Origin of the sequence: Exiguobacterium sp. TNDT2 (assembly GCF_003331145.1) — a bacterium.
Classification (GTDB): Bacteria; Bacillota; Bacilli; order Exiguobacteriales; family Exiguobacteriaceae; genus Exiguobacterium.
Genome location: NZ_QLVE01000030.1, coordinates 38,478 through 51,120 on the forward strand (window position 1 = coordinate 38,478; position 12,643 = coordinate 51,120).

General features: G+C 50.5%; 13 protein-coding genes. 9 read left to right on the plus strand and 4 right to left on the minus strand.

Features of this window, described 5'->3' with window-relative positions:
- Positions 1-24 precede the first annotated feature (24 nt).
- Complete coding sequence (locus tag DPV68_RS12930; protein ID WP_114167215.1) at positions 25-651, plus strand: GTP pyrophosphokinase; 627 nt, start codon at positions 25-27, stop codon at positions 649-651.
- Between the two features lie 42 nt (positions 652-693).
- Here the strand turns inward: DPV68_RS12930 and rpsD are convergent, their stop codons facing one another.
- Together rpsD and DPV68_RS12940 are read right to left on the minus strand one after the other, a co-directional pair.
- Positions 694-1,293: a 30S ribosomal protein S4 gene (rpsD, locus tag DPV68_RS12935; protein WP_114167216.1), complete on the minus strand. Its 600-nt coding sequence runs from the start codon at positions 1,291-1,293 to the stop codon at positions 694-696.
- Positions 1,294-1,516: 223 nt separating this feature from the next.
- Complete coding sequence (locus DPV68_RS12940; RefSeq protein WP_114167217.1) at positions 1,517-1,999, minus strand: GAF domain-containing protein; 483 nt, start codon at positions 1,997-1,999, stop codon at positions 1,517-1,519.
- A gap of 237 nt (positions 2,000-2,236) precedes the next feature.
- Between DPV68_RS12940 and ezrA the strand changes: the two genes are divergently transcribed.
- Positions 2,237-3,967, plus strand: coding sequence for a septation ring formation regulator EzrA (gene ezrA / locus DPV68_RS12945; RefSeq protein ID WP_114167218.1), 1,731 nt, complete (start codon positions 2,237-2,239; stop codon positions 3,965-3,967).
- A gap of 74 nt (positions 3,968-4,041) precedes the next feature.
- Entirely contained in the window at positions 4,042-5,613 is a 1,572-nt protein-coding gene (locus tag DPV68_RS12950) for an amidohydrolase (protein WP_114167219.1), read from the plus strand.
- Positions 5,614-5,655: 42 nt separating this feature from the next.
- Here the strand turns inward: DPV68_RS12950 and DPV68_RS12955 are convergent, their stop codons facing one another.
- Positions 5,656-6,465, minus strand: a complete 810-nt coding sequence (locus DPV68_RS12955) for an NAD kinase (RefSeq protein WP_114167220.1) — start codon at positions 6,463-6,465, stop codon at positions 5,656-5,658.
- A gap of 165 nt (positions 6,466-6,630) precedes the next feature.
- Between DPV68_RS12955 and tpx the strand changes: the two genes are divergently transcribed.
- From tpx to DPV68_RS12975, 4 genes are all read left to right on the plus strand, one after another.
- On the plus strand, positions 6,631-7,119 hold the full coding sequence (gene tpx, locus DPV68_RS12960; protein ID WP_114167221.1) for a thiol peroxidase: 489 nt from the start codon (positions 6,631-6,633) through the stop codon (positions 7,117-7,119).
- A gap of 99 nt (positions 7,120-7,218) precedes the next feature.
- Positions 7,219-8,106 carry a class I SAM-dependent methyltransferase gene (locus DPV68_RS12965; protein ID WP_114167222.1) on the plus strand — a complete coding sequence of 296 codons (888 nt, stop codon included), beginning with the start codon at positions 7,219-7,221 and terminating at the stop codon, positions 8,104-8,106.
- Between the two features lie 126 nt (positions 8,107-8,232).
- Positions 8,233-9,444 carry an acetate kinase gene (locus DPV68_RS12970; RefSeq protein ID WP_114167223.1) on the plus strand — a complete coding sequence of 404 codons (1,212 nt, stop codon included), beginning with the start codon at positions 8,233-8,235 and terminating at the stop codon, positions 9,442-9,444.
- A gap of 433 nt (positions 9,445-9,877) precedes the next feature.
- A complete protein-coding gene (locus DPV68_RS12975) occupies positions 9,878-10,471 on the plus strand; it encodes a 3D domain-containing protein (protein WP_114167224.1) in 594 nt (197 codons plus the stop codon).
- 54 nt (positions 10,472-10,525) lie between these two features.
- Here the strand turns inward: DPV68_RS12975 and DPV68_RS12980 are convergent, their stop codons facing one another.
- Positions 10,526-10,963: a universal stress protein gene (locus DPV68_RS12980; RefSeq protein WP_114167225.1), complete on the minus strand. Its 438-nt coding sequence runs from the start codon at positions 10,961-10,963 to the stop codon at positions 10,526-10,528.
- 183 nt (positions 10,964-11,146) lie between these two features.
- Between DPV68_RS12980 and DPV68_RS12985 the strand changes: the two genes are divergently transcribed.
- On the plus strand, positions 11,147-11,872 hold the full coding sequence (locus tag DPV68_RS12985; RefSeq protein WP_114167226.1) for an SDR family oxidoreductase: 726 nt from the start codon (positions 11,147-11,149) through the stop codon (positions 11,870-11,872).
- 18 nt (positions 11,873-11,890) lie between these two features.
- Entirely contained in the window at positions 11,891-12,607 is a 717-nt protein-coding gene (locus DPV68_RS12990) for a metallophosphoesterase family protein (RefSeq protein ID WP_232819649.1), read from the plus strand.
- Positions 12,608-12,643 lie beyond the last annotated feature (36 nt).

Here is a 12,643-nt window from a genome sequence, read left to right on the forward strand (position 1 = left end):
TATAGACGACAAGGAGGCATGGTTATGGATATCGAAGAGTTTTTTGGCGAACAGTTCCACCAATGGCGGGAGCGATTCCGCTACTATGAGATGGCGATCACCGAACTCGAGAGCGACCTCGGCATCATCGACCTCGATTGGCAGACGCGGCTCGGCTATTCACCAATCGAACATGTGAAGACGAGGATGAAGACGCTGCCGTCCATCATCCGGAAGATGAATCAAAAAGGGCTCCCGCTCGAAGTGGAAGCGCTCTGGGACAATATTTATGACGTCGCCGGAGTCCGGATCGTTACGAGTTTTCGTGATGACATCTATGCCATCCTTGAACATTTGAAAAAACGGGACGATCTGCAAATCGATGAGATCAAGGATTATATCGAACATCCGAAACTGAGCGGCTATCGGAGCTTACATTTAATCGTCCGAACAAAAGTGTACTTGGCGGAACGCGTCATCTGGGTCCCAGCCGAGATTCAAATCCGCACGCTCGCCATGGACTTTTGGGCGGCGACGGAGCATAAGCTTCAATATAAGTATCAGCACGTCGTCCCGGAGGCATCGAAACTCGAGTTGATTGAGGCGGCGAAGATGGCGGACGCCCTTGATACACAAATGGGCCGGATTCGCGAACAAATCTTAATGAAATAAAAAATCCCCTTTCCTGCCGAGGCAGGAAAGGGGATAAAAGCATTAACGTGAGTAGTACTCAACGATGAGTTGCTCTTTGATTTGGTCGTTCAATTCATCACGCTCAGGAAGACGTACGAATGTACCTTCGAGCTTCTCAGCATCGAATGTGACGAAGTCTTTTGTAGCTGGTGCTACTTCGAGAGCTTCAGCGATCGCTTTGAAGTTTTTAGACTTCTCGCGGACTGAGATGACTTGACCTGGTTTTACACGGTAAGACGCGATGTCTACACGTGAACCGTCAACTTGGATGTGACCGTGGTTGACAAGTTGGCGCGCTCCGCGACGTGTGCGAGCGAGACCCATACGGTAAACGAGGTTGTCAAGACGTGACTCGAGCAAGAACATGAAGTTCTCACCGTGAATCCCTTGCATTTTCCCTGCATCGTTGAAGATGCGACGGAATTGCTTCTCGTTGATTCCGTACATATGACGGAGTGCTTGCTTCGCTTGAAGCTGAAGACCGTATTCTGAGATTTTACGACGACCATTGCCGTGTTGACCTGGTGCGTAAGGACGTTTTGCTAATTCTTTACCCGTTTCGCTAAGCGAGATGCCTAAGCGACGCGAGAGTTTCCAAGCTGGACCTGTGTAACGAGCCATGTTTGGACTCCTCCTTGTTGTTCATGTATTTTGCACAAAAGAACAACGGTGTCAAAGACGGGTGACGCCCCTTTCATAGGTTCAAGCACCTTCACTTGATAGCGAAGCTACAAGATGCTCCTCCGACTCGGTCGAGGCCCGAAAGGTGGATACGTCTGTCAATGACTGCTATCGTCATTTCATGCACAAAAATCAGTATACGATGAATCGATTCGCTTGTCAATCAGATAAAGCGAAGTAATGTTTGACAGAATTGCTCCAACCCTTGACGGTCGATCTCTGAAAAACGGTCGAATTCCGGACTGTCGATATCGAGCACGCCGATGGTTTTGCCGTCACGGACGAGCGGGACGACAATCTCGGAGTTCGAGGCTGCGTCACAAGCGATATGGCCCGGGAATTGGTGCACGTCTGCGACGAGTTGCGTTTCTTGCGTCGAGGCGGCTGTGCCGCAGACTCCTTTGCCGAACGCGATATGGACGCAAGCCGGTAGGCCTTGGAACGGTCCGAGGATGAGGGCGTCTTCGCCTTCTGTTAAATAGAAACCGACCCAATTGATCCGGTCGAGAAATTGATTGAGTAGCGCGCTCGCGTTCGAGAGGTTCGCGACGCGGTTCGTCTCGCCCTCGAGCAATGCCGCGAGCTGTTTGTTTAGTAGGTCGTAACCGGCGGCCAAGTCGCCAGAGTAAGTAGTCGTTTGGAACATGGGATTCCCTCCTAATGAATGAAAGCAAGATTGATTAGGATTATGGTACACGCATTTTTTTATTTTGTCTTCATAAAAGATTCAAGCGAAAAATAACATTCTCTCCCTAAACCGTTGGAAAACCTATGCAAATCATTGGTTCTATAATATGATTAGTATTATCTATACTCATAAAATACTTCATTTATTCATTCAGATACATAAGTCCACGAAAGCGGCTTGGAGGTTGTGACAGAAATGGATTACGGAATTTATGGAATTTTAATTGGAATTATTGTCATCGCATTAGGGGCGATGCTGGGAAGCATGCTTATGCGGAAGAATTTTTATCAAAAAATTGATGATTTAGATATGCGTAAACAAAGCGTGCTCAGCGCCAGCGTACCAGCCGAACTGCAGAAGTTCAAACAATGGCCGATGGAAGGCGAGACGAAAGAAAAGTTCGAACGATGGCATCAGTCGTGGGATGAACTCGTCACCGTACATACCGGTCAAATTGATGAGGCACTCTATCACGCAGAAGAAGATTTGGACAAGTATCGCTTTCTCAAGGTCAAAGCGGATTTAAATACGACCGAACAGTTGATTGAAGAACTCGAGTCAATGGTACATACCATGCTCGACGAGATGGTGGAGTTCGATCAACATCATTCGTCACTCCTCGATATTGTTAAAAAAGATGAGAAAGAGCTGTACCAATTCCGAAAGACGCTCGTCGCTCAAAGCAGTGCATTTGGTCCGACATATGAACTCGTCGAGGCTGAAATCGCGGCAGCAGAAGCCAAACGAACGGAAATGATTACGCTAAAGCAAGAAGGTCAGGTGTCGGAGGCATACACGGCGGGGCAGGATTTGTCTGAAAAAGTGGCGAAAATCCGTGAACTCGTCAATACGATTCCGCAGTTTGTCCGTACGGTACAAATGGACTTAAAACAACAGCTCAACCAATTGCGATCGGGGCATAAAGAGATGCAAATGGATGGCTATGCGCTCGAGCCGCTCGGTTTAATGGAAGAAATTGAACAGGCGGAAGATCGTCGGTCGGCCCTCATGGACCGCATCGAACAACTCGACTTCGATCATTTCGAGATGGATATGCAGCAGCTCAGTTCAGATATCGATCAGTTGTTCGAAGCATTCCGGACCGAAGTCGACGCCCGCCAATACGTGAAAAAAGAATTCGCAAACGTGAAAGAGCGGGACCGGCAGACGAGCGAAGCTATGGCACGCCTCCATGAAGAAATGACCCGACTCGTCAGCAACTATGAGATCAACGCCAGGGTCGGAGAAGAGTTCGAGCAGCTCGAACGTGAACGGACAACGCTCACGGCGAACGTGCTTGACATCGAACAGGCACTCGTCGCCCAAGTTATTCCGTACAGTATGATTAAAGCAAAGGTGCAAGAAGCGAAACGGTCGCTCGATCAGTTCAGCGCCATGCATGAACGGTTCATCGAGAATACGAACTCGCTCCGTAAAGAAGAGCTCGAAGTTCGCAACAAACTCGAGTCTTGGAAAAAGGAACTGTCAGCTCACCGTCGTCTTCTCACGAAAAGCGCCATGCCGGTCGTCCCGGCAGATTTGACGAGTGATATGCGTCAGTTGCAAAAAGGTGTTCACTCACTAGATGAGCAGTTCGAGAAGGCGCCATTTAACATGACCTATATCGTCGGACTCAGCCATGACGTCGAGGAGACGATGGACAACTTTCGCGATCGGGTCAAAGCGCTCTTGCGCCAAGTCACTTACGCTGAGCAACTTCTGCAATATGCGAACCGGTACCGCCGGCGGGACAATGAGGTCCATATTGCCTTGACGCTCGCCGAGAATAAGTTTTTACATGGTGAGTACGGGACGGCCGTCGAAATCGGTGAACGTGTCCTCGGACGCTTTGATGAACGTGCCACTCATGAAATTCGTCAGCGGGTCGAAAAAGGTTTGGAGCAACAAGAACTATTACGAAAATAATGATGCATGAAGATTGACGTAAACGGGAATTAACGTAGACGTCAATCTTTTTTTGAATCGAGGAGGAATGTTTGATGGGAACGTTATGGGTAAACGGAAAAATTTATACGATGAATAAAGAGGATGAATTGGCACGTGCCATGTATGTTGATCATGGTCGGATCGTAAAGATGGGGGAAGAAGGACACCTTCGTCGTATCTATGCTGGAAGGATCAAACAAATTGTGAATCTTGAAGGGAAGAGTGTATATCCTGCGTTCACTGATTCACATATGCATTTAATTGGATATGGGGAAGCCCTCGACCGGGTCGACGCGACCGATACGACAGATTTGCAAGCTCTGCTCGAATCGATGAAGCAGAAGGGCGGAAGCGACGATTGGCTCGTTGCGGAAGGGTTTAATGACCGTCTGCTCGGAACGATGCCGACACGCGAGATGATTGATGCAATCATCCCAGACCGGCCCGTCGTCTTGAAGCGCGTCTGTCGCCACGTCGCCGTCGTCAACTCGAAAGGGTTAGAACGGCTCGGCTTGATTCATCACACCGTCATCGAAGGCGGGAAACTCGGACGCGATGCGGACGGGAAGTTAAACGGGGTGCTCTATGACGCGGCGCTCGACCTGCTCCATAAAGAACTCGGCGGAAATCGCGAGAAGAATATCGCCTCGCTCCATCGGGCCATCGACTCGCTCTTCGCCCACGGGATCGTCGGTGCGCATACGGAAGACTTGTTCTATCACGGTGACCCGCTCGAGACGATTCAAGCGTATGAGGATGTGTTAGCGGATCTTCCGTTCCATGCCCATCTGCTCGTTCATGAGCAAGTCGTCGATCAATTGATTCGTCACGACGCGCTCGCAAAACGGCCGCGCTTCGATTTTGGAGCGATGAAACTGTTCGTCGACGGATCGTTCGGGGGACGGACGGCGCTCTTATCAGAACCATATACGGACGAACCGGGTCAGCGCGGAATCGAGGTGCATCGCCCGGATCATCTCGAGGCGCTCGTTAAAAAGGCGCGGTCGTACGGGATGAACGTGGCAGCCCATGTCATCGGTGACGCCGCCGCTGAACAGTTCATCACCTTGCTCGAGAAGTATCCGGCCAAACGTGGGACGCGAGACCGAATCATTCACGCCTCGCTTCTGAGCGATGCGTTGTTAAAACGGATTCAGGCTCTTCCTGTATTGATTGATGCACAACCAATTTTCTTGTCAGATGATATGAACTTATTGTTCGACAGACTTGGGAACGATCGGGTCGATGAGGCCTATCGCTTCAAATCGATGCTCGAAACGGGAGCGCTCTTCCTTGGAGGCAGTGATGCCCCGATCTCTTCAGTCGATGTGCGGAAAGGCTTATATGCGGCGGTCACTCGTCAATCGTTCGAGGAGTCAGGCGCGCTCAATCCACCGGAACGCCTGTCGATGTATGAGGCGCTCCGTAGCTTCACCTACGCACCGCGCGTCGCCACAGGCACACACGGACGTGACGGCCTATTGATTCAAAGCTATAACGCGACGTTCACCGTATGGGAAGAAGATTTCTTCGAACTCCGCGGACGCGATATCCTCGACAACCGACTTGTCATGACGGTCGTCGAAGGGACGCCCGTATACGAGGCCGACGTCGTCACCGCATAAGAAAAGGCTAGTCATCCATGAGGATGGCTAGCCTTTCGTCGCTTAAAAGAATGAGCGTTGTACTTTGTGCCAGAACGAGTTGTTTTTTAATTTGACCGTTTTGACGACTTGGTCAGAGAGTTCGATATCAATCCGGTCGGTGTACTTTAGGCTGAGCGCCTCGTTGTCCATCCCGATAATCGGATAGTCGTTCCCGTCCTCGACGATCCGGAGGGACAGCTTTCGAGATTCATGGACGATGAATGACGAACCGAGCGTCCGGTAACGGTTGTTGTTCACCGACGCGATTTCGCTCACTTGCATGCATGGGATGAGCGGATCGACGATCGCGCCGTCGAGTGATTTATTGTAAGCCGTCGAGCCGGTCGGCGTCGACACGACCATGCCGTCGCCGCGGAACGTCTCGAAGTGCAGGTCGTCAATGTATACTTCAATGGCAAGCGATTTGATGATACTTGATTTAATCGAGGCCTCGTTCAAACAAAGCATCGGTGTCGATTCATTGATTGACGCCGACAAGAGCGGGTATTTCCGCACCTCGAGGCCGGCTTCGATGCGAGCACTGTTGTCCGAGAACAAGCGATCGACTTCGTCAAGTTTATGTATATCGAAGTCGCAATAAAACTCGTTCAAGCCGCGACCGAACCCGACGTAAATGGCGTCTTGGCGGAATCCTGTATAACGAACGGCCTGTAAGAATGCGCCATCTCCCCCGATGGCGACGATGATGTTGGCGTCTTCCGGACGATTGACGACGTTAAAACCGTGCTTCTCACCGATTTCAATTAGTTTCTTTACCTCTTTCGTAAAGTCGTTGACGTTACGATGGTACAAATAAACGTTGTTTCTCATCTAAGTCATCCCCTTTGTCAATTGAGTCTCTTTTATTATACAGCGTTTTAGACACTCGATATAGGGAAAATCACAATCAGGCCGTCTGAGTCGGGAGACTTGTTATGAGGACGGCGCCATCGATATGATGAAGAAGTAAAAAATCAAGTTAAAGGGGATGAAACGATGCCAACATTTAAAGGCAATACCGTTACACTGCAAGGGGACCCGGTCAAAGTCGGAGATGCCGCACCGGACTTTACAGCGCTGACGACGGCACTTGACGAGGTGACGCTCGCATCCTACCCGGGGAAAAAACTGATTAGTGTCGTCCCGTCGATCGATACAGGCGTCTGTGATGCACAAACGCGTGCGTTCAACGAAAAGGCCGCAACGTTTGGCGGGACCATCTTGACCGTATCGAACGATTTACCGTTCGCACAACGTCGCTGGTGTGCGGCGTCAGGGCTTGAGAATGTCATCATGTTGTCGGACCATCGTGATCAATCGTTCGCAAAAGCGTACGGGGTACTGATGGAAGAACTTCGTCTTCTCGCGCGTTCGGTGTTCGTCATCGATTCGGAAGGCACGGTCCAGTATGTCCAGTACATGGATGAGATGACAGACGAGGTTGATTTCGATGCAGCGCTCGAGGCGTTTGATAAAGCGAACTGATTCGCTTGGCGAAATGGCCACGAATCGCTTACACTTATAGACGTGAACCGACCGGCTCTCCACAAGAGAGCCGGTTTTGTATGGAAAGGATGATCGAAGATGGAACGATTTGAACAGTTATATCGGGATTGGAAGAAAGAGGCGAAGAAGCTGACGACCGATCTTGATTTGTTGCCGCTCGAGGCGTTGATTGAAGTATTTGAACGAGTCGATGTTGAACGAGAGAAGGCAGATGACGTCCGCAAAGCGGTAAGCCTGCTCGTCCTCGAAGAGACGACGACGCTCCCGCCGAACCACCAACCGACGCCGGACGCCGTTAGCCTCTTCATCGGGTACTTAGCGACGAAGCTCGTCAAAGACGGGGCGAATGTGCTTGAACTTGGAAGCGGGACGGGGACGCTCACCCATGCCGTGTTGACACAATTGGAAGATGCCACCGCCCAAGCTGTCGAGGTCGATGAGACGATGCTCCGTCTGTCGTACGCAATCAGCAATTTGCTTGGAAAACCGGTATCGTACTTCCATCAAGATGCGCTCGCGTCCCTGTTCGTCGAGCCGAGCGATTTGGCGCTCGTCGATTTGCCAATCGGATATTATCCGAATGATGAGGTGGCGTCCGGCTACGCCTTGAAACGGGATGAAGGTCATTCCTACTCGCACTTCTTGTTGATTGAACAAGCGATGCGTCACTTGAAACCAGGCGGTCACGGGATTTTTGTCATCCCGAACAATTTGTTTGAACAAGATGACGAAGGGAAATTAAAACAGTGGATGGACCGTGAGGCCGTCGTCAAAGGTGTACTTCAATTGCCGACGACGATGTTTAAAGATGAGCGGTATGCGAAGAGCCTATTGCTGTTACAAAAGCTCGGGGAAGGCGTCAAACGCCCGAAACAAGCGCTCCTCGTCGAGTTGCCGTCGTTCACGGACGTACGTGCGGTTGCCAACATTGTGAAACAGATTGATGACTGGTTTAAAACAACATAATTTTTATTGGGCAAAAGACTTGAAAAACATATACCATATCAAGTATCTTCATTATGATACAGTTATCGGTTTTTAAGAGAACAGATAAAGACTCGTGTTTAAATCGAAAGGTAAGAGGTGTATGACATGACAAAAATTATGGCAGTCAACGCAGGTAGTTCGTCATTAAAGTTCCAGCTTCTCGAGATGCCATCTGAGAAGATGCTCGCCGTCGGTCTCGTCGAGCGTGTCGGAAAAGAAGATGCGATCTTCACGATTAAATATGGCGAAGGACAAAAGTTCCATATCGTCACGCCGCTTCATTCACATAAGGAAGCGGTCGAACTCTCGCTCGAAAAATTGATTGACCTTGATATCATCCAGTCGTTCGATGAAATCGCAGGCGTCGGTCACCGTGTCCTTCACGGGAAAGAGTTGTACGCGGATTCGGTCGTCATCGACGATGAAGTCATGAAGAATATCGAATCGTTCGTCGAACTCGGACCGCTCCATATCCCGCCAAACTTGACGGGGATTCGTGCGTTCCAATCGATTTTGCCGAACGTGCCACAAGTCGCTGTCTTCGACACAGCGTTCCACCAATCGATGCCGGAAGAGAACTTCTTGTACAGCCTCCCGTATGAGTACTACACAGAGCACGGCGTCCGGAAGTACGGTTTCCACGGGACGAGCCACAAGTACGTCACGCAACGCGCGGCGGAGCTTCTCGGTCGTCCGCTTGAAGACCTTCGTTTGATCTCATGTCACCTCGGTAGTGGTGCATCGATTGCAGCGGTTGCCGGTGGTCGTTCAATCGATACGACGATGGGCTTCACACCGCTTGAAGGGATCACGATGGGCACACGTTCCGGATCACTCGACCCGGCTCTCATCCCGTTCTTGATGCAAAAGACAGGCAAGTCGGCTGAAGACGTATTGAACGTCATGAACAAAGAGTCAGGCGTCTACGGTCTTTCAGGGATTTCGAGTGACTTGCGCGACATCGAGCAGGCAGCGGCTGAAGGTAACCACCGTGCCGAAATCTCGCTCAAAATCTTCTCGAACCGTATTCACGGCTACATCGGTCAGTATGCGGCAGAGATGAACGGTGTCGATGCGATCATCTTCACAGCTGGTGTCGGAGAAAACTCTGACGTCATCCGTGAGCGTATCCTTCGTGGCCTTGAGTTCATGGGCGTCTACTGGGACCCATCGCTCAACAACGGGGCACGCGGCAAAGAGTTGTTCATCAACTACCCGCACTCACCGGTCAAAGTCATCATCATCCCGACGAACGAAGAATTGGTCATCGCGCGCGATACAGTTCGCATCGCCAACCTCGTCGAATCACACGTTTAAGCAATTGCTACGTCCGTTCCGTTTCTTGCGGGACGGGCGTTTTTTTTAGTGCTTTTGACACATGAAGTGGAATGACATGATGACAATAGACCGAATACTTTAATCTTGCTTGTAACATTTGACGTAAGAAAAGGTAGGTTTCGTAACAAATCAGATATATTAGTTCCGTTAATTGGAAATTGTTATGACGAAAACTTAAGTTTCTTGTCACAACCGTGATTTGCCTTTAAAGAATGACGGTTTTGTAATTGAAACGTAACTTTCCTGACACTTAAATGAATTTTAGTTGTAAACGCACATCTTCATATTTCGTCATATAGTTATCTGGACGAAACAATTAGCAATGTATGCGATATGTGACAGTGAATGCAGCACCACGGATTCGACACCATGAATAGACAGCTCACAAACCGAATAGGAGAGGACGAACCCCATGCTCAAAAAAATTGGAACGGTCTTACTACTGACGGTCATGACACTCGCAATGTTCTTACCACAACAACAAGTTGAAGCGTCTTCAAAAGTTTACGTTCAAAGCCAGGTCAACGGATTGAATGTGCGCTCGGCGGGCTCCCTTAGCGGCAAAGTCATCGGCAAAATCAATAAAGGTCAACAACTCCAACGCACCGGTTCAAAAGGGGCTTGGATTCGTGTCAACTATAAAGGCAAGGCAGGTTGGATCGCTACAAAATACTTACGCACTGTGAAAGGATCGGTCGCGAAGTCAAGCGGGAAAACATATACAATGAACGCATCGGCCTATACACCATATTGCAGAGGATGTTCAGGCGTAACGGCACTAGGTTGGAACGTCCGGGCTCAAAAACGTAACGTCGTCGCTGTCGATCCGCGCGTCATTCCACTCGGTAAAAAAGTACAAGTGTTTGTCGGTGGGAAGTTGATGGGCACATACACAGCGGCTGACACGGGCGGCGCCATTAAAGGGAATAAAATCGATATTTTGATGTATTCGCAAAGTGCGGCCCTTCATTTCGGTCGTAAGACAGTTACCGTCAAAGTGTTATAAGTAGATACATGAGAAGGGCCATCGCATACGTGATGGCCCTTCTCATGTATTGTGTTATTGGCGGACGATGAGAACATCACACTTCGAGTAGCGGACGATGCTTTCAGAGACGCTACCGATAAAGAAGCGTTCGACGGCGTTCAATCCGGTCGCTCCACAGATGATAAGATCAATGTCGTGATTCGGTGCGATTTTTTTAGCAATCGTCACTTTCGGAGAGCCATACTCGATGACTGTCTCGATGTCTTTGACACCTCGTTCTTTTGCTCGATTGACATAATCTTCGAGTAATTCCTTCGCATACGTCTCGGCACGCTCTGTAATCGTCCGGTCATACGCTTCGACCGTGGCGAACGTCCGTGTATCAATCACGTGGCCGATATACAGCTTGCCTTCGTTTCGAAGGGCGACGTCAATTGCAGTTTCAAAAGCACGTTCCGCCTCTTTTGAGCCGTCGACGGCAGATAGAATATGTTTGTAGACAATGGCCATGTAAATCCCAACCTTTCGCTTGAAATGTACGTGCGGCTTACATGTATAGTATACCACTTTCGTCTAAATTCACGCCCGGTTCTTTCAGAAATGTGTGAAATTTTCACAACTTTCTACTTGAACAGGTTGAAGTTTGGAAATGCACAGGCGGAACGGGTAAGATGATACAGAGGAGGGATGACGATGAAACACGTAGTCATCACGGCCGGTGCGAAAGGGATCGGCCGCATTGTGACGGAACGACTGTTAGAAGAAGGTTGGCATGTCAGCGTATTGCAGCGGAAGCCAATCGATTGGGAACATGAACGGTTACATATGGTCGAGGCCCCGTTGACGGACCGTGAGGCTGTCATAAGTGGCTATGAAGAGGCGGTGGCCAAATTCGGAGAGCCGGACGCGCTCATCTTGAACGCCGGGCCCTATATCTTCGAACGGAAGTGTCTCGTCGACTTGACGGACGAAGAGTGGGATGAGGTCATCACCGGCAACTTGTCGGCCTCGTTTTGGTTGATGCGCCGGGCCATCCCGAGCATGCGGACAAAACGGTTCGGCCGCATCATCACATACGGCTTTCCGGAGAGCGGGACAGCACCGGGCTGGATTCACCGATCGGCGTTCGCGGCAGCGAAAACAGGACTTGTCAGTTTGACGAAGTCGGTCGCGCTCGAGGAGGCGGCATACGGCATCACGGCCAATATGATCAATCCAGGCAATATCGTCGGCGCTCAAAAAGAGATGCGCATTCAAGCGGCCGAACCGGATGACCAGACACCGGTCGGCCGGCATGGAACGGGCGAAGATATCGCGCGAATGATTTTATTCCTGCTCGCTCGCGATTCCGATATGGTGACGGGTGCCGTCATCGATGTGACCGGCGGTGTCAACGTCGTCCACCAATATCGAAAATAAGGAGGGGTCTGTGTGAAGATGGCCATATTGACCGATATCCACGGCAACGTCCAAGCACTCGACGCGGTGCTGGCCGAATTGGACCGGCAACAAATCGACCACATATGGAGTTTAGGGGACATGATCGCGATGGGACCGGACTCGAACGAAGTGATGGCACGACTGCTCGACCGGGGCGTGCACATGATCACGGGCAATCATGATGAGGCGGTCTTGTCGCTCCTGGCCGGGATGGGCCATCCTGACAGCTATACGCATACACGTCCGCATCATGAGTGGGTGGCTCGAACGTTGAATCCTGCCTATGCAGAGTTGCTTTTCAAGCTGCCTCGCACGATCGAACGTGTTGTCGAGGAAATGCGCGTATCCGGCATCCATTATCATATCCCGACCGAGAAACGGGACGTGCCGATCACCGAGGAGCCGTTCCACGATATTCTAGAAGCGACACTCCCGAACATGCAGGCGTTATATGCAACGTATGAGGCAGACGTCATCTGTTTCGGGCATCACCACCCGGAGCATCTGTTCCGAGATGACACGAAACACTATTTCAATCCAGGAGCGCTCGGCGTCGCCCGTGATGACTTGGCCCGATACGGCATCCTCGAGTGGGGTGAGGCCGGCTTCTCGATTCACCCTCAAGCCGTGCCGTATGACAAACGTTCGTTCCTTGAGACGATGGAACGCCGTGACGTGTCACAACGGGACGTCATGTTCCGGCTCTTTTATTGACCGTGAGAAAGACCAGCCGCGCGCGGCTGGTCTTTC